This window comes from Candidatus Falkowbacteria bacterium (genome assembly GCA_013336275.1).
Classification (GTDB): Bacteria; Patescibacteriota; Patescibacteriia; order Patescibacteriales; family GWE2-39-37; genus JAAXUA01.
Genome location: JAAXUA010000008.1, coordinates 1 through 18,507, shown reverse-complemented (window position 1 = coordinate 18,507; position 18,507 = coordinate 1). Strand labels below are relative to the sequence as shown.

General features: G+C 50.3%; 22 protein-coding genes and 1 pseudogene. 16 read left to right on the top strand and 7 right to left on the bottom strand.

Features of this window, described 5'->3' with window-relative positions:
- Window positions 1-44: 44 nt before the first annotated feature.
- The 5 genes from HGA34_05600 to rdgB all read left to right on the top strand — a co-directional run bounded on the left by HGA34_05600 (window position 45) and on the right by rdgB (window position 3,798).
- Window positions 45-617 carry a hypothetical protein gene (locus HGA34_05600; protein ID NTW22978.1) on the top strand — a complete coding sequence of 191 codons (573 nt, stop codon included), beginning with the start codon at window positions 45-47 and terminating at the stop codon, window positions 615-617.
- Between the two features lie 8 nt (window positions 618-625).
- Window positions 626-1,813 carry an MFS transporter gene (locus HGA34_05595; protein ID NTW22977.1) on the top strand — a complete coding sequence of 396 codons (1,188 nt, stop codon included), beginning with the start codon at window positions 626-628 and terminating at the stop codon, window positions 1,811-1,813.
- Window positions 1,810-2,325: a YfcE family phosphodiesterase gene (locus HGA34_05590; protein NTW22976.1), complete on the top strand. Its 516-nt coding sequence runs from the start codon at window positions 1,810-1,812 to the stop codon at window positions 2,323-2,325. The genes HGA34_05595 and HGA34_05590 overlap by 4 nt, the downstream gene beginning before the upstream one ends.
- Window positions 2,306-3,091 (top strand): inositol monophosphatase, encoded by a 786-nt coding sequence (locus HGA34_05585; GenBank protein NTW22975.1) that lies wholly within the window; start codon window positions 2,306-2,308, stop codon window positions 3,089-3,091. The genes HGA34_05590 and HGA34_05585 overlap by 20 nt, the downstream gene beginning before the upstream one ends.
- A gap of 104 nt (window positions 3,092-3,195) precedes the next feature.
- Window positions 3,196-3,798, top strand: a complete 603-nt coding sequence (rdgB, locus tag HGA34_05580; GenBank protein ID NTW22974.1) for an RdgB/HAM1 family non-canonical purine NTP pyrophosphatase — start codon at window positions 3,196-3,198, stop codon at window positions 3,796-3,798.
- 33 nt (window positions 3,799-3,831) lie between these two features.
- On the opposite strand, the gene HGA34_05575 is transcribed toward rdgB, so the two are convergent.
- From HGA34_05575 to HGA34_05565, 3 genes are all read right to left on the bottom strand, one after another.
- Window positions 3,832-5,145 carry a hypothetical protein gene (locus HGA34_05575; protein ID NTW22973.1) on the bottom strand — a complete coding sequence of 438 codons (1,314 nt, stop codon included), beginning with the start codon at window positions 5,143-5,145 and terminating at the stop codon, window positions 3,832-3,834.
- A 159-nt stretch (window positions 5,146-5,304) separates the two neighbouring features.
- Entirely contained in the window at window positions 5,305-6,333 is a 1,029-nt protein-coding gene (locus HGA34_05570) for a hypothetical protein (GenBank protein ID NTW22972.1), read from the bottom strand.
- A 234-nt stretch (window positions 6,334-6,567) separates the two neighbouring features.
- Window positions 6,568-7,278 (bottom strand): hypothetical protein, encoded by a 711-nt coding sequence (locus HGA34_05565; GenBank protein ID NTW22971.1) that lies wholly within the window; start codon window positions 7,276-7,278, stop codon window positions 6,568-6,570.
- Window positions 7,279-7,662: 384 nt separating this feature from the next.
- Between HGA34_05565 and HGA34_05560 the strand changes: the two genes are divergently transcribed.
- From HGA34_05560 to HGA34_05540, 5 genes are all read left to right on the top strand, one after another.
- Window positions 7,663-8,238: a hypothetical protein gene (locus HGA34_05560; protein ID NTW22970.1), complete on the top strand. Its 576-nt coding sequence runs from the start codon at window positions 7,663-7,665 to the stop codon at window positions 8,236-8,238.
- A gap of 140 nt (window positions 8,239-8,378) precedes the next feature.
- The gene (locus tag HGA34_05555; protein ID NTW22969.1) at window positions 8,379-8,699 is read left to right on the top strand and encodes a hypothetical protein; all 321 of its coding nucleotides are present in this window, start codon (window positions 8,379-8,381) and stop codon (window positions 8,697-8,699) included.
- 74 nt (window positions 8,700-8,773) lie between these two features.
- Window positions 8,774-8,965, top strand: a complete 192-nt coding sequence (locus HGA34_05550) for a hypothetical protein (protein NTW22968.1) — start codon at window positions 8,774-8,776, stop codon at window positions 8,963-8,965.
- A gap of 103 nt (window positions 8,966-9,068) precedes the next feature.
- A complete protein-coding gene (locus tag HGA34_05545) occupies window positions 9,069-10,445 on the top strand; it encodes a hypothetical protein (protein NTW22967.1) in 1,377 nt (458 codons plus the stop codon).
- 54 nt (window positions 10,446-10,499) lie between these two features.
- Window positions 10,500-10,919, top strand: coding sequence for a M15 family metallopeptidase (locus HGA34_05540; GenBank protein NTW22966.1), 420 nt, complete (start codon window positions 10,500-10,502; stop codon window positions 10,917-10,919).
- Window positions 10,920-10,964: 45 nt separating this feature from the next.
- Here the strand turns inward: HGA34_05540 and HGA34_05535 are convergent, their stop codons facing one another.
- Window positions 10,965-11,354 (bottom strand): hypothetical protein, encoded by a 390-nt coding sequence (locus HGA34_05535; GenBank protein ID NTW22965.1) that lies wholly within the window; start codon window positions 11,352-11,354, stop codon window positions 10,965-10,967.
- Between the two features lie 278 nt (window positions 11,355-11,632).
- Between HGA34_05535 and HGA34_05530 the strand changes: the two genes are divergently transcribed.
- The 3 genes from HGA34_05530 (at window position 11,633) to HGA34_05520 (ending at window position 12,756) form a co-directional block, all read left to right on the top strand.
- On the top strand, window positions 11,633-11,914 hold the full coding sequence (locus tag HGA34_05530) for an HU family DNA-binding protein (GenBank protein ID NTW22964.1): 282 nt from the start codon (window positions 11,633-11,635) through the stop codon (window positions 11,912-11,914).
- A 93-nt stretch (window positions 11,915-12,007) separates the two neighbouring features.
- A complete protein-coding gene (locus tag HGA34_05525; protein NTW22963.1) occupies window positions 12,008-12,307 on the top strand; it encodes a Smr/MutS family protein in 300 nt (99 codons plus the stop codon).
- A gap of 113 nt (window positions 12,308-12,420) precedes the next feature.
- Window positions 12,421-12,756, top strand: a complete 336-nt coding sequence (locus HGA34_05520; GenBank protein NTW22962.1) for a hypothetical protein — start codon at window positions 12,421-12,423, stop codon at window positions 12,754-12,756.
- 298 nt (window positions 12,757-13,054) lie between these two features.
- On the opposite strand, the pseudogene HGA34_05515 reads toward HGA34_05520, so the two are convergent.
- A pseudogene (locus HGA34_05515) lies at window positions 13,055-13,171 on the bottom strand (calcium-binding protein).
- Window positions 13,172-13,682: 511 nt separating this feature from the next.
- On the opposite strand from HGA34_05515, the gene HGA34_05510 reads away from it, so the two are divergent.
- Window positions 13,683-14,780 carry a hypothetical protein gene (locus HGA34_05510; protein NTW22961.1) on the top strand — a complete coding sequence of 366 codons (1,098 nt, stop codon included), beginning with the start codon at window positions 13,683-13,685 and terminating at the stop codon, window positions 14,778-14,780.
- 41 nt (window positions 14,781-14,821) lie between these two features.
- Here HGA34_05510 and HGA34_05505 read toward each other — a convergent pair whose 3' ends face one another.
- Both HGA34_05505 and HGA34_05500 read right to left on the bottom strand, forming a co-directional pair.
- Window positions 14,822-16,012: a hypothetical protein gene (locus HGA34_05505; protein NTW22960.1), complete on the bottom strand. Its 1,191-nt coding sequence runs from the start codon at window positions 16,010-16,012 to the stop codon at window positions 14,822-14,824.
- A 4-nt stretch (window positions 16,013-16,016) separates the two neighbouring features.
- The gene (locus tag HGA34_05500) at window positions 16,017-16,505 is read right to left on the bottom strand and encodes an RNA polymerase sigma factor (GenBank protein ID NTW22959.1); all 489 of its coding nucleotides are present in this window, start codon (window positions 16,503-16,505) and stop codon (window positions 16,017-16,019) included.
- Window positions 16,506-17,016: 511 nt separating this feature from the next.
- Between HGA34_05500 and HGA34_05495 the strand changes: the two genes are divergently transcribed.
- Both HGA34_05495 and HGA34_05490 read left to right on the top strand, forming a co-directional pair.
- Entirely contained in the window at window positions 17,017-17,346 is a 330-nt protein-coding gene (locus tag HGA34_05495) for a hypothetical protein (GenBank protein ID NTW22958.1), read from the top strand.
- A 104-nt stretch (window positions 17,347-17,450) separates the two neighbouring features.
- Window positions 17,451-17,837, top strand: coding sequence for a hypothetical protein (locus HGA34_05490; protein ID NTW22957.1), 387 nt, complete (start codon window positions 17,451-17,453; stop codon window positions 17,835-17,837).
- The last annotated feature ends 670 nt before the right edge of the window (window positions 17,838-18,507 follow it).

Here is an 18,507-nt window from a genome sequence, read left to right as displayed (position 1 = left end):
ATAAAAACATTTAGAAATTAGCCTTTATAATTTAGACTTACTACATGTCTCAACACCAGTTTTTCGTCAAGCTTAAAGAGGATTACTCTTTTTTCAATCAGAGCCGCCGGGAAATAATCGGACGCGCCAATGACGCTTTGCACAAGTCGAAAGTATCTATTTTTACCCTGCACCGCGGCCAGGTGAAGGAAGCAGCCGCCATCCTTAAGGAAGTCGAGGCCGCGCTAGCCGCTTTGGAGCCGACCTTCAAGAAGACGCCGGCTTTGCGCTACGAAGGCAGCTACAAGGCCGCTTTGGAGGAATATGTCGAGGCCAAGCTTTTCTACAAAATCATGTCCGCCGGCGAAATCAGCCCGATCAAGGAGCTGAAAGTCGATTTTGACAGCTATCTGGCCGGACTTTGCGACACCACCGGAGAGCTGGTGCGCTTAGCGATCAAGGAGGCAACCAACGGACGCATCGATGAGGTCGAAAGGATCAAGGACATAATCACCGAAATCATGGCCGAACTGGTCGAATTCAATCTCACTTCTTATTTACGCACCAAATATGATCAGGCCAAGGGCAACCTGCGCCGGATCGAACAGATGGTCTACGAAATCAAGCTCCGCCATTAATACCTAGCATGACAGCTATTACCAAGGGGAAACTAGGGATAATCTACAGCTTAGCGGCCATGGTCGGCTTCTCGCAGTCGCTCCTGATTTATGTTGCCGCCAGTTTCTTCAAGCAGCAATCGGGCCAAGAAGACGTGGGCGGCTTTTATTTCGTCGCCTATCTCATCGTTTTGGTTTTGTTGGTCAATCTCCACAAATTCGTCCGGGTGTGGGGCAAGTCGCATATCTTGCGTTTGGCGATCACCGGCGAAATCATGTCGCTTTCCCTGATGCTGGTCGGCTATTCGCCTTGGATCGGCATCGTGGCGCTGATCATGTTCCTGATTTTCGACAGCCTGATGAATGTCAGCATGGATGTGGTTTTGGAGTCCTATTCACGAGACAATTCATCCGGCAGGATCCGCGGCATCTATCTGACCATCCTTAACGTCGGTTTCATTTTCGGCCCGAAATTGTCGAGCTGGATTCTGGAAAACTACGGCTTCGCCATGATCATAATAATGGTTTTGATCTTGAAGAGCCTTATCCTGCTCTTCGTTTTTTCCGGGCTGGGGCATATCGTGAATGGCCATCCGGACATCCGTTCGACCGTCAAGGAGCTTTTGGCCAAGGCTTGGCATCGCGGCAGCATCAAGAAAATCTATTATATTTCTTGCGCCCTGGAGTTCTTCTATGGCTTGATGATAATTTACTCTTCGCTTTATCTTAAGGACCTCGGCTTGAGCTGGGGGCAGATCGGCACGATCCTGATGATCATGCTGATCCCGTTCGTTTTTTTCGAATATCCGATCGGCTGGCTGGCTGACAAGAAGTGGGGCGAGAAAGAGATGCTCATCTTCTTTCTGATCTGGCAAGGTATTTTTACCGGCCTGCTTTATTTCATTACGGTTCCGTCAGTTTGGATCTGGTCCTTGGGCATGCTGGCGACGCGCGTCGGCGCCGCTTCGGTCGCCATCCTGCGCGACTCTTATTTCTACAAGCGGATTGACGGCGATGATGTCGACCTGATAGATTTATTCCGTACGGCTGCGCCCATCGGCTATATCATGGCCGCCGCGGCTTCAGCCATCCTGCTTAACTGGGTCGGGTTGCGCGAGCTTTTCCTGGTCAACGCCTTGGTGGTGCTGTCGGCAGTCGTGCCGGCTATCAGACTCAAGGATAATCTGAGCGAAGCCGAACAAAAGACACAATCATGAAAATCGCCATAATTTCCGATATTCACGACAATCTGGCCAATCTCGAACGCTGTCTCGATTGGTGCAACGGCGAGCAGATCGCTACGCTCATCTGTTGCGGCGATGTCGCCAACGCCGAGTCGGTGGACTTCTTGGCCAAACGCTTCAAGGGCATGATCCACCTCCTGATGGGCAATGCCGATAATTATGATGAAGCTATCATCAATAGCTATCCCAATATCAAATTCTACGACCGCAAGGGAGGCAAAATGGTAATCAATGGCAAGAAGGTCGGATTCTGCCATGAGCCGTATCACATCAAGCATCTGTTCCATCAGGCCAAATTCGACCTAGTCTTTTATGGCCACACCCACAAGCCCTGGGAGTCGGAAGAGCATGGCGTGCGCCTGATCAACCCGGGGACCTTGGGCGGGGTGTTCTACATGGCCAGCTTCGCTGTCTGGGATGCGGCTGAGGACAAATTAGAACTTAAGATACTTGAAGAATTGCCATATGGAAAAGATAAATACTAAATTCAAGACGGTTGCAGTAGCCGCTGCCAAAAGGGCCGGGATAATGCTGGTCAAAGAGTTCGAGCGCTTCGACCGTCAACAGATCGCTTTCAAGTCGCAGCATGAAGTGGTTACCAAATTCGATACGGCCTCCGAACGGATCATACGCCAGGAAATTACCAAGGCTTTTCCTGACCACGGCATCCTCGGAGAAGAAGAAGGCGCCGACGAGTCCAGGTCGGACTACCTCTGGATAATCGATCCGATCGATGGCACGACCAACTTCACTTTTCATAATCCGCTGTGGTCCATTTCTATCGCTTTGGCTTATCAAGGCCAGCCGATTGTCGGCGTCGTCTACCTGCCGGTCATGAACGAGATGTTCGTGGCAGTCAAGCATCAAGGGGCGACCCGTAACGGCAAGAAGATACGGGTTTCTGATCTGCGCGGCAACCGCTCGATCCACACCTTCTGTCACGGCTATATGGAAAATGATATCAAGCTGGCTTTGAAATATTATCAGAAACAGAAGCAGAGCCAATTCGATTGCCGCCAACTCGGCAGCGCCGCCCTGGAATTGGCCTACGTCGCCAGCGGCCGGGTTGATAGCTTGATGATTCCTGGTGCCAAGCCGTGGGACATTGCGGCCGGCATCTTGCTGGTACGAGAGGCCGGCGGCCAAGTGACGGATTTGGCTGGCAAGCCGTGGCAATTGTCCGATCGCAGCGTTCTGGCAACGAACACCTTGCAACATAACGACATACTGAAACTTATAAAATCGCTTTAAGATATATCGAAAGCAGGTCATGAGGCCTGCTTTTTTGTTGGGTTCGGGTTTATGATTTTTGCCGGGACTTCCATTTTTTAAAGATTCAAGCTAAGGTTAATCATATGGAAAAAATAATTTTTGCGACCCATAATAAGGGCAAGATCATCGAGATGAGGGCTATCCTTTCGGGGCTGCCGATAGAGATCATCGATGCTGAGGAGGCCGGAGTCAAGGAAGAACCGGTCGAAGATGGGGAGACATTCGAGGCCAATGCCTTGATCAAGGCGGGTTATGTCGCTACGCTGACCGGCGAATGGTCGGCTGCCGACGACAGCGGCATCTGCATCGATGCTTTGGGCGGCAAACCAGGCGTCCATTCGGCCCGTTGGGCTGGCGAGGGTGTCGATCTGGCTGAATTCACGTTGTCGGCGCTTGAAGGTGTGCCTGAAGCACGGCGGACAGGTTGTTTTGTCAGCTCGGCTGTCCTGGTCTCACCGACAGGTGAGCATTGGACGTTTACCGGTGAAATCAAAGGACGGATCGCCGACGCCCTGGCCGGTGAAGCCCATCCTAAGCTGCCTTATGACCGGATTTTCATTCCCGAAGGCTATGATGTGACTTTTGCCGAGATGAGCATGGAAGAAAAGAATGGCTTGTCTCATCGCGGCCGGGCATTCAGGGAGCTTCGCGAATGGCTTGAAGCTTATTTACGGAAAAATAGTTGATAAAAACCTCGTCCTTGGGACGAGGTTTTTTAATCAAGGGGTAGTGGAGGCTAATCTGCCAGGACCTTTGGGATCAAATCCTTTGCTGACTTCATCTCCGTCACTGAAGCCGTCCTTATCCGAGTCGGGATCAAACGGGTCAGCGGCGTAGAGCGCTTCTTCCAAGTCGCTTAGACCATCATTGTCTGAGTCGCCAGCTATGGCAGGCGTCTTGAAAATCGTGAAGTCTTCGGGTGCGAGAATGTTCTGCGGCTGGTTGAAATTATGGAATCCGATTTCCCCGGCTAGCTTAAGATTCGGACCAGCAGTATCCGAGCTTCTGGCAGTCGTCTGCTTTTCGATGTCGCTGAAATCAAGGCTAAGCGAATAGCTGAGCTTGTCTAGCCTGAATGTCTGGGCGTCTATCCATAAGCTAACATCTATCTTTTTAATCACTTTTTCCGCCTGTAAAAAATAGGCTTGGTTTTTAGGAAGCCCGAGCTCCTCGGCTAACTGGCCAGGCGCTCCGGCAAATGTCTGGGCAGCCAAGCCGGCAGCTTCTTCCAGCGCTGGACCCAACCGACTTTTGTCTATCTCGACTCTGATGCGGTAGGTCTCGTGGCCGTCCAACCGTTCATTTTCAAGCTTGGTGAAAGCCAATAGCTTGTGAGATGTAATGATCAAGCCGACCTGTTCCTTGAACAAGCCCCACTCTTGAGGACTTATCCGGGACAGCTTGTCCAAGCTAGCGCTGGAAGAACCTAGCTGCCCCATATTGGAAAGATACCATTTTCCGGACATTGATCCATCGGCTAATTTTGCCAGCGGCGATGGCCAGGCGTCGATTTTGAAGTAGATGTCTTTGCCGATAGCGATGCTTGAGCCGTGCAGCCCTGATTTATCATTGCTGGTCTTAACGTCTATGTCGGCCATCAACTCTTTGCGCAAAGAAGCCGTATCGGCGTTGTCGATTTTGCTGTTGAGCTTGCCGGACAGTTCGATGATGGCTTTTTCGTCGGTGGCGGACAAGCCTTGGTCCGGTGATGCTTCGACGCGGGGTGAAACAGGAGTGCTTGACGGGGACGAACTGGCATAGATTCGCTCGCCCAAGACTTGGCCCGGTCGGTCATCGAACAGGCTTTTGAGAATAGAATCGCGGGCAACTTGCCGATCAAGCGAGAGGGACAGGGACAAATCAGCACGGCTGCTGTAAGTATCGACGTCGGACATAGCAGACAGCATTAGCCCGATGATCCGTTCAGGAGATTTGGGCAGTATGCTAATAATGCTTTTCCGGTCTAAAGAATATAGGGTTACCCCGGAAAGTATTAAGGCGATAAAGAAAATGATTGATATTTTTGGCATCATGACGGCGTAAATTGTTCAAATAAAAAAACGAAAAGCCGTTTTTATTAACATAAATATAGCACATGCGCGCCTATGGCGCGAACAGCCAGCAATTTCTGCGAAAAAAGCATAAAAAAACTCGGACCGGCAAGATCCGAGTTTTTTTATTTGGATAAAGCGTCAATATATCGGAGTCACGACGTATGTAAGATTGTTGGAATAGTCGCCAGTCTGTTGCAAGCCGCCCACCTCGATCTGATAGCCGATCTTGGCTACGCCCTTGCCCTCAGCCAAACCATCGGCTGGTCCGTCGTGGTACATCACCTCGGCAGGAGTCGTCGAAGCCAAGCCTTTCCAGAGGCTGTCGCCGAAGAGGTCTCCGCCGAACAGCGAAGCATCGTCAGTCGTAAAGCCGAAGTGGCCGTAGGTCCATTCGGCGTCCAGTATTGAGGATGGAGCAGTCCAGGCTTGGGGGGCGGATGAGGTTCCGTTAATGAATGAATCGATGTCGGCGCTTCCGCCAGACATCAGATTCTGGTCTTGCTGGATGGTTACGGAAAATCCTTCGGTGGCGTTGGTTATGACGCGGAGTTCCTGGGCGGCGATTTCGGGAGTATTGATCGACAGATCGCCGTAGGCGATCGATGTTGTGGCGGTGGCCAGCGTGGTGGTCGCGCCGTTGACCGTGGTACTGGTGGAGAGCGGCCTGATTTCGAAAGTCAGGGTAGCAGGAACATCAGCTTGGGCGACTATGCTGTCGATGATCGCGACCATGGCCTGGCTTGATTCTATGATAGCGTCGCCAGAGTCTCTGGTAGAAACTTCGATTATCTGGCTGCCTGCGGTTCCGGGGTTGGCTACATCAGAAATGATGATCGAGAATGTTCCAGTCGCGATCGGAGCGTTGGCGACGCAGAGGGCCGTCGAGGAAGCCGGCGAATCAGCATCGGTGTTTGCCGGACAAGAGACGTTTGGCAGGAGAATGCCGCCGAACCCTACCGGCAGGATGACGCTGAAGTAGTCGCCAGCAGCCAGCGCAGTCTTGGTCGTCAATGTCACAGTGTGGTCAGCAGCGGCTCCGACCGCGGAGTCGGTCAAAGTGTCGCTGACCGACGTAAGCGGACTGGCGTTGACCACAATGACACGTCCGTTGGCGACCACCAACGAGATTACGGTGCAGATGGTCAATAATTTTTTAAGCTTCTGCATAGGCTTATCTTTTGATAATAAAAATTCGTTCTCAGGAGATTTCTGTGGTCAAATCAAGCTTCTGTTTCCGCAAATAGTTTTTCCTGCTTAGACGGATATCTGTGCATTTTTTCTGCGAAATAACATTGATTAGGGTTATTTCGCAGAAAAAATAGCTACGATCCCGTATGCGCGATAAAAACTATTTGCGGAAACGGAAGAATCAGCCACAAGTTATCTGAAGAACTAAAAAAACTATGGCAAATTGTCCCATAGCATATTGAAAATGAATCTTTGATTGTCGGCATGGTTGCCATCTTCGATTACTAAGGCCACCATATCATCCCAAGAGATGGACAGGACGCGATTGCCGGCGATAATGGCGTTGTTTCGGAATACTTTGCCGGCAGCAACCATTTTGATCTCCGTCTTGGATTTTCCGGACAAGCTGCTAATCGTGCCAGACTCGGCGATTATCCTGGCGGAGATGGTCGAGAGTTTTTTGGCGGCTTTGGCGGCGAGGTCGGCAGGGAATGAAGCGAGGCCACTGTCGGCGGAGCCGTAAATCAGGATGGTGCCGGTCTCCGAACCGATGAAATCAAGATAGGTCTGCCAAACCTGGTCCCGTCCTTCGAAGTAAAGCACGCGCGGCTTGCCGCCCTTCTTGCCTTGCAAGGCCTTGAGTTCGGGCATCAAGTCGGCAAAAACCCGCTCTTTTCGGCGGATCGATTCCATCATGCTTTCCGGGTCGGCCGGGATGATCACCCTTCTCGCGCCCTCGGTCGACTCCTCGACGTAGCCTTTGTCTTTGAGACTTTCCAGGATGTCGTAAGTGCTGACGCGATGGATGTTGGCCGCTTGGGCGATGTTTTGGACGCTGGAAGCGCCGAGTTGCAGGGCGGCCAAATATACTCTGGCCTCCTTTTCGTTCAACCCAAATTGTTCCAGCTGCCGTGGATTGAGCATTAGCTCGGATTTAATGTAGAAAATCTACTACAATAATTATATATAAAATATTGATAAATGTAAACAAGGCTAATTATAATATAAAAATAAGGTATATTATAACATAAAAGTGTAGAATTTTTGTTACATAATGTACAAAAAACCTACACTTGTTTAGTGGCCGGCGCAAGGGCGCAGCCGGGGGTCCCGCACCTGATCAACAGGCGAGTTGATATATGTATATAAATTATTACATAAATAAATAAAATTATCAATTAATATAATTTTATTGCTAATATAAAATAATAAAAATTAATATAATTATGTAGGTAATATATTACATTTATAAGAATTTTACTCAATATGCAATTGCGAATATAATTAAGGCATAATAATAAATACCATATGGCAAACAAAAGGCCTTTTTTGCGAGATTTCTATTATTTTACCGACACCAAGCTGATCAGGAAGCATTATCTTGAGTGGATGCTGTTTGATCAAGCGGTTGAGTCCGGGGGCAGGGTCAAAAAGCCTCACTATGCCAAGAGTCTGGATGATCTTTTGCCTTTAGCCCAAATGATGGCCGCTCCGGTTTTCTTTCTGGTTGAGCCGACCTCCGCGCTCATGTATGTTCCCGTTACTTTGGTCAGCAAGAAAGCCTCAATCACTGTTCTGGCGACCCCGGATAGTGGGGCTGATGTTTCCTGCTTTCCTAGTGAAGTGGCAGGAGCTTTGGGCATTGATATCGATAAGCTCAAAAAAGCCAAGGCCTTTGCCGGACCGGATATGTTCCAGGTCGATTCTTTTCCTTCAAAGATTGGGATCGTTGTGGGCAGCGCCAAAGAGGGGGTGGTTGGAACCGTGGACTTCATCAAGCGCAAGGACGCTCGTTCGCTTCTTGGGTGGAACACTTTTTTCGGGACGCATGAGGTCGTCTTCAGTCCAGCCGAAGGTATAAAATATCGTTTATCGCTTGATTAGAAAAATATCTGGCAAGCAGCAAAAGCGCCGAAAGGCGCTTTTTCGGTTGACGGACAATGAACGGCAACCAGTCCGCTTAACCTGGTCTTAATGAAAGAGTGGCTTAGTTAAATCAAAGGAGCTAAATATTAAGAAGCAGTATGAAAAAGTTTATCCTTTTTTTTCGCGGGGGCACACCGTCGCCGGAAAAAAAAGATGAAAACATGAAAGAGTGGAATGCCTGGATGACCAATTTGTTCAAAAGCGGAGTTATCGAGTCCGGCTTGCCGCTTACGGATGAGGGCGTGGCCGTGACTGAGGGCGGAGTCCGAAAGTTCCACGAAGGCAGCCATGATGTCTCCGGTTATCTGATTATCAACGTCCACTCGTCTGAAGAGGCGGTCGAAATCGCCAAGTCGGCGCCGCATATCGCCATGGGCGGATCGACAGAGGTGAGAGAGGCAATGCCCATGAGCATGTAGCCGCGTTGCGCTACTTGTTGGTGTCATGCTATTTTTCTGGTATAATAAATAGTGACTAAAATAAGCTCACTATTATGAAAAAGGTCAGTCTGGGCGCCTATGTGATGATTATCGTCGCAGCAGTCGCTGTCATCCTCTCTGTTTCCTTGTGGTATGCTACCCCTTGGAAGTCGTGGCGCGGTTCGAAGAATCCGGTAAAGAAGGTCCGGATGCAGCAGCCGCCAGCCGGGCAGCAAGTGCCGGTAACTCCGCCACCGGTCAAGTAATCAGAAATTTTCAATCGTTGATTAAGCCGCCCATACGGGCGGCTTAATTATTTTTTAATTTTTTCTGCTATAATATTTATAGAATTTAAATTAAGCAAACTATATGAAAAAAATCGGATCTGGCCTCTCGGTGATGTTCTTCGTCATCCTGATCGCCGCCATTCTCCCAGCTTCCTTGTGGTATGCCAGCCCTTGGAGCTCATGGCAACCCACAGGCAAAACTAAAAGAACGGCCGTCAACCGCATGGCGCCAGCTTTCGCCTTGAGTGTCAGCAAAGTGGCGGGACAACATTATGGCAAGCTCGGCCAACCGACAGAGGGCGCGGCCGCACAGCCTGTCACCAGTCCCAACGCGGCTCTCTCCTCGATCGCTCCGGCAAGGGGCGTGGCTTTAGGCATGGGTGGCGGCGGCGCGGCCGCTGCTGACGCTAAGATGGCTATCGGCATCATGCCACCGGCTGAGTTCAAGAATTACAAATTCGAATACAAGGGCGAGTTGGCCGTCGGGTCATCAAGCGTCGAAGTCATGCGCCGGATAAAGACGATAAGCACCAGTGTTGATGCCGGCAGCTTGTTGTCCAGTCTGAACTTCGGTCCGGCTGACCTGTCTTCATTCAGCGGAATGCTGATGCAAAGCGCCAGTTTCGTCCAGAAGGATGATCTCGGCTATAATATCAATATTTCCTTCGATGACGGGTCGGTGTCTATCGGCCAGAATTGGGAGACTTGGCCAGCAGGCAAGTGCGGTTCCGATCAGGCCTGTTATGAGGCGCAGAGAATCAAGTACGAGGAAATACCTTCTGATGCCGATGCTGTCGCTATCGCTGACGCCTTCGTCAAAGAGCATGGCATCAACACCTCAGCCTTCGGTGCGCCCGAGGTCAATAACTATTGGCGCTCAAGCTACGACGCCGCTCCGAACAAAGCTGATTACTATCTGCCGGAAACGGTCGAGGTTGTCTATCCGTTGGCAATTAGCGGCCAGAATGTTTATGAAGAATACGGCGCGCAGAAGCAAGGGTTGACTATTTCGGTGCACATCAAGACTAAGCGTGTCGCTGCCGCTTATGGTTTGACCACTCAGACTTATGAGAGCTCCGCTTATGATGTTGAGACCGATGTCAAAAAAATCCTTTCTTATGCTGAGACCGGCGGCGTGAACAGCTATCGCTCCGAAGGGGCCAAGACGGTCACCGTAGAATTGGGCGAGCCGGTCCGCGGCTTCATCAGGTATTATAATTACATGAACATCGCCTCAATCAAGGCTTTTAACGAGGAACTTCTGGTTCCGGCGCTGATTTTCCCGATCAAGGAAATACCGAAAGATGATCCGAATTTTTATCGCCGAGCGGTTATCGTGCCTTTGGTCAAGGAAGTGCTTGACGAAAGAATCAACAGCCAGTCAGGCCCTGGCGTTCCGACTCCCCTTTTGATGAAAGGGGCGGTAGAGCCGGCAGCCGCAGTTGATGTGAAAAAATAATAAATATAAGACAGCCGGACCGAAATGGGCCGGCTGTTTTTATTACCCAAGCTTATGAATAGATTGGATTCTCTTAAGCCTAAAGTCCGACGCCTGGCCTTGGCCCTTATGGCCGAGTGCCGGCGCCAAGGATTGTCCGTGGTGATAACGCAGACGCTGCGCACGGTCGAAGAACAGAACCGGCTTTATGCTTGCGGCCGGACGACACCAGGCAAGGTGGTGACCCAGGTGCGCGGCGGCTTCTCATTTCATAACTATGGCGTGGCCTTTGATTTTTGTCCGGTCAAGGCTGGCAAGGCTGATTGGAATGATTTGAAATCTTTTGACCGCATCGGCGCAATCGGAAAGAGTGTCGGGCTGGAGTGGGGCGGCAGCTGGAAATGGTTCAAGGACCGTCCGCACTTCCAGTACACGGACGGATATGCCATCGAGGATTTTCTTCAAGGGAATATCGACTGGCAGAGGTTTGCCTAAAAAAACAGCGGAGCTCACTTGGGTGGCTCCGCTTGGTTGCGGGGTTTATCGGCCGATGGCGGCGCGACGGGGAAGGAGGTCGGGAAGCAGTCCTGCATTAGATCCTCTTTCGAAGAGGCTGATGACTTTCCGGTTTACCGGATGTCTGGCGGTCTCTTTGAGATAGAAGATGTAGTCTCCATTGTGAGTCAGGCTGATGGCAATCTGCTTGTGGCCGAGAAAGTTGTTGGGGAAGAAATCGCGGCGGTATTTGCGCTGATCAATGGAAATTCGGTCATCTCTGACCATGCGCCTGTGCTGGCTTTTGGTGGCCTCGGTGACCAAGGCAAAGGCTTGGTCCATCGTCAGGACCGGGATGGCGGCGGCCTGGAGATGCTCCAGGACCAGGATGATCGCCACTTCTTTGTTGCTGGCTTTTGTCGGAAATTTTCTCAACTTTTTCTCCTTCCAGGTGGTATAAGGTGCAGTGGTTATATATTATACTGATTTTTTATATTTTGTCAAGAGGTAAGCAGCGCAGCTGCCACAAACAAAGGCTCGACTCATTACCTGCGGTCTGGTTTTTCTTATAATATATAGCAGCAAAACCTAGCGTTTATCGGCAGATTTTAATAAATCGGAAGCGGATAAGGCTAAATCGTTAGCAATCCCTTCCAGGCATTTTCAAAATACGCTATAATAAAGGGGATAATTAACTTAATCTTTGAAACCCTATGGCAAAGATGACTAAATCGGCACTCGTCGCCTCATTGGCTGACAAGACCGGTTTGAGCAAGAAGCAGGTAGACGGCTTTTTCGCCGCTTTATCTGAGATGGCTTACAAAGAGGTCAAGAAGGCTGGCGAATTCGTCGTTCCAGGCTTCGGCAAGATGGTGAAGGCTAAGCGCAAGGCACGCATGGGCGTCAACCCTGCAACCGGCGCTAAGATCAAAATCGCTGCCAAGACCGTCGTCAAGTTCCGCTTGGCAAAGGCCGCTAAGGACGCAGTACTTTAGTCGATCTTAGAATCATACTCCGCAAAATCCCGCCTTAACCGGCGGGATTTTGCTTTGCTTGCGCATCCGCGATGTAAGCGCTATCATTTCCGTATGAAAATGCGCCGACTCAAACAGAATAAATACGAGCAGCGGATCGACGCCGAGCTCGACCTGCATGGCTACACCCAAGCTGAGGCCAGGTCGTTGCTGCTCGAGCTTCTTGATGAAGCGCGCGATTGCGGTTATCGTCGCTTGCGTATCGTGACGGGCAAAGGGCTGCATTCGCCTGATGGCGTCGGCGTGATCAAAGAGCTGGTTGAGAATATGCTGACCCGGGCAGGCCATCGTTTTACGGAGGGTAAACTCAATGAAGGGGGCGGCGGCGTGCTGGTCGTTACCTTGACATGGTAGTCTGACTCCGGTATCATTGATCGGGTGCATTCCGCACCAAGTCGGAGCACGAAACCAAATTCGGGAGGTAGGTAGTGGGAGCGAAAGTTTTGCAAATGAGGCGTGGCGATGATATGAGGCAGCAGATTGCGGAGGTTAACGGCGAAGAATCGGAAAAGCAGGCTAAGCGGCAGTTCGAAATCTGTCTGGAGCAGTTTCTCAAAGGAGAATCATGCAGCCATATAGCCTGGCAACTGAGACGTTCGGCCGCAGGCAGTTTTTATAGCCATTTGGCTCAAGCACTGGAAGTCTGCCAAAGAAGGACTCTGTCGAATGACAAACGCAATTATCAGATATATCTCAATCTGAATCTGGCCGCTTCCTCCCTTGATCCCGAGGACAGCGAGCAACAGCTGATTTACCGCCGGACTTATGATTTGGCGGATAACGAGATCGACATCTTCAGCTGAGCGCTGAAATCCTCTAGGGCCAGCAAGTCTGGCCCTATTTTTTTTGAAACGAAAAACTCCGCCCTTGGGCGGAGTTTTTGAATCTCAGTTATTTTACCATCAGGTCGAAAGTATAATTGGAAATGCCGGTACCGATTGTCCTGATCATCTCGTCGGTGTCGTATTGGCTAGTGAAAAGATAGCGCTTGCCATCCTTGGGGTTCACGTACCATGATTGGCCGAGATCTTCGACCTGCAGAAGGACGCGTCCCTTCAGTTTTTCCGTTGCCGCCGAATTGATCGGCCAAGCTCCGTAACCGAGCGGATTGAAACCCGATTTGACTTCGAGAAAGTCGCTGTAGCGGTCGTTGTCAGAGTTGAAGTTGTACGGCTTGGTGCCGATTGCCTGCTCATAGTTGTCGGTCAGCCCGTCCATGTCGCTGTCTGGGCCGAATGACCGGGCTGTGCCAGGGATTAACCCTCTCAAGGCGGCGTCGGTAATGCCAGAACTCTGGCTCAAAAGGACATCGAGGGCTTTCTGTCCGTGTCCGAGGTAGATGATTTTCTGCGAAAATGGAGAGACGTAATAAGCTTCTCCATTGCCCTGGACCTTAAGGATAATCTGTCCCTTGAGTCTCTGGTAGAGGCCCTGGTTTTTGATGTTAAAGTCTTTGCCGTAAGCGTCGCAAAAGCTGGTGCAAGTAAGCTGCACGGTCTGGTTGGGCTGGCTGGGGCAGTCAGCAGTCGCGGCAGTCAGCGGTAAGGCTAAAAGCGCGGCAGCCGCAGCCAGCCAAGAAATGAATTTGGCCATAATAATTGGATAGCCATGGGGAACTATCGGAAAAATAGTTGATGGATCAGGTTATAACAAAATGGCTGATTTGTCAATCCTTGTTGGTGGCCTAGGGCAAATCGTGTTAAAATATATTCAGTAACTAATAATGACCATGCTTAAAAATTTTCGAAAGACATTCTTCCTGTTAATGCTTGTTGCCGTTGCTATTCCGTTCGGCGCCTCGGCTCATGTGCCTTTTTTGGAGGGTAATGCCGCTAACCAGCAAGAATTATCAGCATTACGCCTGGAGAGTGCCGAGATGATCCCTGACCCCAACCAGCAGTCTCTGGCGGTCTATGGCAAATTGAAGCATCCGGGAGAGGTCGATGCCTATAGGTTTCAGCCGACGATTTCCGGCGTCGTATCGCTAGAGCTTTTGGTCCCAGCCTGGCCGGGGATGGATAATTTTTTTCCGGAATTGCTGGTAGTCGGATCTGGAGTCGGAGACCGCATCGGCCGCCCTTTGCCTACTAGCTTGATGCTCCCCAGCGGACTAACCGGTTTCGTGCTCAACAATCAATTGTTACGGCCTCGCCATATCATGTTGGAACCCTACAGCTTGGAGCGCCTGTATAACGGCGAGAAGATTGAGTTGGAGGTGTCGGCGGGGACGACTTATTATCTGGTAGTGACTGAACCGTCGCGCCGGATCGGGGTTTACAGCCTGGCTGTCGGGGACAAGGAAAATTTTCAGAGTCAGCCGTTGTTCGGGGTTTTTATAAACGTACTTAAGATGAAGCTAGGGCTTTTGGACGGCGTTTCGGTGCCGTGGCTTGATCTGGTTTCCGAATTTCTGGTCATGCTCGGTTTGGCCCTGCTCTTTTTTGCCGGCCGGCATCTTTATTTGAACGGTTTTACGATTTCCGACCCCTCAGGGCTGGAAAGTATTTTCCTTCAGACCCGTTCAAAATCATTGCGCGGTTTCGGGCTAGGCCTCGGTTGCTGGTTCGTCGGTCAGGGCTGGTTCAATCGTCTGGGCTGGTTTTCGCAGACCGGGTTTTTCCAATTAACATTCTTTATCTTACTCGTGCTTCTTTTCCTGCTTCTGGTCAGGAAGTTCAAGGCCGACTGGTGGCTGGTCAAACAGCATGGCACGGAGCTGTCGGAGGTCAGACGGCCCCGGCGTTTCCGTTTCGGGTATCGCCTTTACCAGACTGTTTGGAGCATCTTGCTGGCGTTGGCCGTTTGGCAGAATTTCATAAATAAATGATCGCTTAAAAAAACACCGCCGTAATCGGCGGTGTTTTTTTATTAGTCTCGATGTTCTTCGTTGCTGTCGCTGCTCCTTCTTTCTTCGTATCTTTTGGAATCCTGCTCTCGCCTCTGTTCGGTTATCCGTTCGTCCTCTGGCCTCTCTTCCGATCGGGTTTCAGCCGGTTTGTTTATTTCTTCCTGCCTGTCTGGCGACTTTTCACTCGACGAGGCGATGAAGTGGTTTCCGGTATTAGTCAGGGCAGTCGTGGTATCGTATATTTTCTGGAAGCTTTCTTTGTCACCTTGCTTGATTGATGATTCGGCTTGGTCGACTTTTTTCTCAAGGTTCTTGATGAATTTTTCAGCTTTCGGATTGGGTTTCTGCTTCTGCTTCTTTTCCTGTTCTTTCTTGAAAGACTCCACGCGCTTCTTCATCTGCTTGAGCGATTCCAGATCTTTGGATTTTTCAGATTTTTCTTTGGCTGTAGTCGAGGAAGCGGTGGCAACGGGGACGTCAGCTGGTTTAGAGGTGGTGCTGATAACGGCAGCCGAAGTCGAAGCCGGTTTTCCACGGACGGTGGAGGAACGCTGTTTCTTGGAGAGGCTCTTCAGGAAGGCCTTCTGTTGCTCAAGATTTTCAAGGGTATTGGCAACGGCATCAACGATTTTCTCATCATCGTCCAGGGAGAGGTTGACGGCGATGCGTTCAAGGTCTTGGGAGTGGCGCTGGTTTTCAGATCCCAGCTGCTCGATTATCTTCTCCTGCTCGTTCTCGTTTTCCATGGAATCGATATCTTCGTTGGCTGATTTGATGTTTTCATTAGCTTCGCCCAGGGTCAGGTCCAAATCGTCGCTGATCAGTTTCGGATCGTTCGAGCCGCTAATCAGGGTGCGCGCCTCAGCGAAGCGCCTGGAAGCGAACTTGGCTTGGAGGGCGGGCTGAGATGCTGCTTTCTTCGTCACTGACTTTTCTATGTTTTCCAGAGTTCGTTTTATCGGATAGAGACGGCTTTGGCGGTTGACCTTGTCACTGGAGTAAGCGTAAACGCCGGTGCTGCTGAGGCCGATCAGCATGATCAAGCCTGAGGCCAGTCCAGCCTGCCAGCCTTTGGCCATGGAAAGATCGAATTCCTGCCAGGCCTGCGATATCTGGATACGCCATAAATTGAACCTGATCTTCAGATCGGCTTTGCGTGATAATTTTTTCTTGGGCAGGCTGCCAAGCAGCTTTTCGAGCGGTTGGTTCATGGTCTTAGTTAATTCTTTTTCTTAATTCCTCCAGCGCGCGGCTGATCTGGGTGCGGACTGCGCCCTCCTCCTTGTCCAGCACTTTCGCTATTTCCTGGTTGTCCAGGCCGTCGACGAACCGGAGCAAGAGCACCTCGCGGTGATATTGGTTCAGTTCATGCATATGCTCCATCACCCTTTCAAGTTCTAGCTTGGTTTCGATCGAGTAGCTTTCGCGCTGCGGCGCCTCGATGGCCTCGATCAATTCGGTTTCCCGGTTCGAGGTCTTGTAATGGTTGATCAGGTGATTTTGGGCGATTTTGTAAATCCAAGCCTGAAAAGGCCGACCCTGGTCGTAGCTGTCAAAGTTTTTCAAAGCTTTGATGAATACTTCGGAGGTCAGATCTTCGGCCAAGGCTTGGTTGAAACCCACTCGATACCAGAAATAAGTATAGATCTTATCTTTATACTGATTGTAGTATGCAAGGAAGTCAGCTTGGGCTTTCTTTGGCATATCTGCTTTATATTACAGTAACACACTAATTTTGTTACAAAGTCAGAATACTATAATATTTTTTGAAGTATTTGGCAAATAAAAAGGCCTCCCGACCTATATCAATCGGTAGGCCTATCCTTAATGGCAGTTGGCGATGCTGCGATTTTTCCTGGAAGATAATGGGGCGGCCGAGCCGGGAAAAGCCAGCATCATCAGCTGCCATTGCTGGACATGCTCCTGAGCAATGATTTTCAGATGATGCGGGTACTATAAAATATAACCATTAAACAATGATTAAGGGTGTGCCGATATGGCAGCTACGCTAAGACGCAATAAAAAGGCTAGCATCAGGACTATTAGCAGCGATACCGGGATGAAGCTGAATTTTTTCAGATAAAGTCGCATATATGTTTGGTTACTTACATAATAATACAGAGAAAGCCGGAAAATGTTACAGTTGACTTAAATCCGCTTTACGGCTTTAATGTATGCAAGCTAGTCGCGATCTTTATTCCAAAAGAAGGGGGTGATGACTGTGGATCAGCAATATGCAGCATTGAAGCTGTTTTCTGAAAAGATGATAGTTTCAGCCTTATCGGCAATAAATTGCTTTCTCGAACCGATTACTCTGGATTTCCCTGAATCCGGACCGCCGCTTGGCTACGTGGATTTGCCATTCGTAATCGAATTCAAGAAAGAGGGTGTCATGGCCAATTGCAACGTATTTTTCGACCCCAAGGGTCTGGCTGCCGGCACCATTGTCATCACTGATCATTTCGAAGGGAGGTTCTGGTTTTTTAGCTATGTCCACGGCAAGCTGTGTAGTACTGCAGAGCTGCGCCAGGCAGGCAATTGCTAGGACGACGCCGAGCGGCAACGCTCGGCTTTTTTTCATTTGCCGAAATTTTTTTTGGGTAATATAATGAAAACAACTCGATCTCGTCCTTTGCAAAGGGGGTAAGTATGGAAAATGATGGTTCATCTGGAGACCTAGGTAAGCGGATTAGGGAAACAATGGAACGCAGCCGAAGTCTGTTGGAGAATGCCGGCTTGCCAAGGGAGGTGAAAGGAAAAACGGCGGCATTCGTCTATTTTAACGGGGGTCTCAGTGAGTTTATGGTTGATGGCTTAGAGGTGGTCAGTTGCACGATCAACAACCGCCGGGCCGGCACCAGAAAAGAGCACTATGTCCAGCTGGTGACCACGCCTTGCATCTTCGAAGATGCTCCAGTCCTATTTTTCAAGATTGCTACCAGTGAAAAGCCATGGGAAGGGCCGCCGAAAGATATTTTCGAATGTGTCTGCACCACGTCCAAGGGCATCACTGTAGGTTATTTGGTCCTGTTTTGATCAATCCTGATCGAATGCGGCTGCCTCATGTGAAGGCAGCCTTTTTTTATTTGACAACCGGCCGATAATTGTTAATATGTGTTTGCGAGTGGAATGCTTGATGAGAACGGAAAGTCAGGATTGGATAATCTAGTGCGCATCATCGCCGGGCCCCAAGTAGCGGCGAGCGAACCGGGCTTGTACACATCGCCGGCAAGGCACGTACATCGGGCCTGAAACCGACCCGAAGGGTCGCCTACGACGTCCTTTGTGGACCAAGGCCGCCAGCGGACACGTCCCTGGCAAAAGGCCGAAACTCTCACCTGGATGAGAATATTCCTGGGGGAGGCAGCACAACAACCGCGGAGCGCAGCTCCAACGCCTATTATCCTATTGCGCGGCGTACGCTGCCGGACCAATCCGCTCGGTCAATACGACGAATCGGAAATTCCGGTACCTGACTAGATGGGCGGTAGCAGTTCATTTTCAAAATCCGTGAGGCCGGAACAACGGCCTCGCCCGTATCGAGATCCACAGCTAAGGTTTAAGCGGCTTACATGCGCACAAGCCCACCGAAGCTTGGACTGTCCCTGATTCTAGGGCCAGAGGTACGTTCTTATCTTCACTCGCAGCCTCTTCTTCACGGAAGAGGCGTTTTTTTTCATAAGTAAAAGCCCCGCTTCCGCGGGGC

Excerpts from the sequence above, each read along its gene's own strand:
- HGA34_05600 (NTW22978.1), top strand. The coding sequence starts at position 45 with ATGTCTCAACACCAGTTTTTCGTCAAGCTTAAAGAGGATTACTCTTTT.
- HGA34_05595 (NTW22977.1), top strand. The coding sequence starts at position 626 with ATGACAGCTATTACCAAGGGGAAACTAGGGATAATCTACAGCTTAGCG.
- HGA34_05590 (NTW22976.1), top strand. The coding sequence starts at position 1,810 with ATGAAAATCGCCATAATTTCCGATATTCACGACAATCTGGCCAATCTC.
- HGA34_05585 (NTW22975.1), top strand. The coding sequence starts at position 2,306 with ATGGAAAAGATAAATACTAAATTCAAGACGGTTGCAGTAGCCGCTGCC.
- rdgB (NTW22974.1), top strand. The coding sequence starts at position 3,196 with ATGGAAAAAATAATTTTTGCGACCCATAATAAGGGCAAGATCATCGAG.
- HGA34_05575 (NTW22973.1), bottom strand. The coding sequence starts at position 5,145 with ATGATGCCAAAAATATCAATCATTTTCTTTATCGCCTTAATACTTTCC.
- HGA34_05570 (NTW22972.1), bottom strand. The coding sequence starts at position 6,333 with ATGCAGAAGCTTAAAAAATTATTGACCATCTGCACCGTAATCTCGTTG.
- HGA34_05565 (NTW22971.1), bottom strand. The coding sequence starts at position 7,278 with ATGCTCAATCCACGGCAGCTGGAACAATTTGGGTTGAACGAAAAGGAG.
- HGA34_05560 (NTW22970.1), top strand. The coding sequence starts at position 7,663 with ATGGCAAACAAAAGGCCTTTTTTGCGAGATTTCTATTATTTTACCGAC.
- HGA34_05555 (NTW22969.1), top strand. The coding sequence starts at position 8,379 with ATGAAAAAGTTTATCCTTTTTTTTCGCGGGGGCACACCGTCGCCGGAA.
- HGA34_05550 (NTW22968.1), top strand. The coding sequence starts at position 8,774 with ATGAAAAAGGTCAGTCTGGGCGCCTATGTGATGATTATCGTCGCAGCA.
- HGA34_05545 (NTW22967.1), top strand. The coding sequence starts at position 9,069 with ATGAAAAAAATCGGATCTGGCCTCTCGGTGATGTTCTTCGTCATCCTG.
- HGA34_05540 (NTW22966.1), top strand. The coding sequence starts at position 10,500 with ATGAATAGATTGGATTCTCTTAAGCCTAAAGTCCGACGCCTGGCCTTG.
- HGA34_05530 (NTW22964.1), top strand. The coding sequence starts at position 11,633 with ATGGCAAAGATGACTAAATCGGCACTCGTCGCCTCATTGGCTGACAAG.
- HGA34_05525 (NTW22963.1), top strand. The coding sequence starts at position 12,008 with ATGAAAATGCGCCGACTCAAACAGAATAAATACGAGCAGCGGATCGAC.
- HGA34_05520 (NTW22962.1), top strand. The coding sequence starts at position 12,421 with ATGAGGCAGCAGATTGCGGAGGTTAACGGCGAAGAATCGGAAAAGCAG.
- HGA34_05510 (NTW22961.1), top strand. The coding sequence starts at position 13,683 with ATGCTTAAAAATTTTCGAAAGACATTCTTCCTGTTAATGCTTGTTGCC.
- HGA34_05505 (NTW22960.1), bottom strand. The coding sequence starts at position 16,012 with ATGAACCAACCGCTCGAAAAGCTGCTTGGCAGCCTGCCCAAGAAAAAA.
- HGA34_05500 (NTW22959.1), bottom strand. The coding sequence starts at position 16,505 with ATGCCAAAGAAAGCCCAAGCTGACTTCCTTGCATACTACAATCAGTAT.
- HGA34_05495 (NTW22958.1), top strand. The coding sequence starts at position 17,017 with ATGACTGTGGATCAGCAATATGCAGCATTGAAGCTGTTTTCTGAAAAG.
- HGA34_05490 (NTW22957.1), top strand. The coding sequence starts at position 17,451 with ATGGAAAATGATGGTTCATCTGGAGACCTAGGTAAGCGGATTAGGGAA.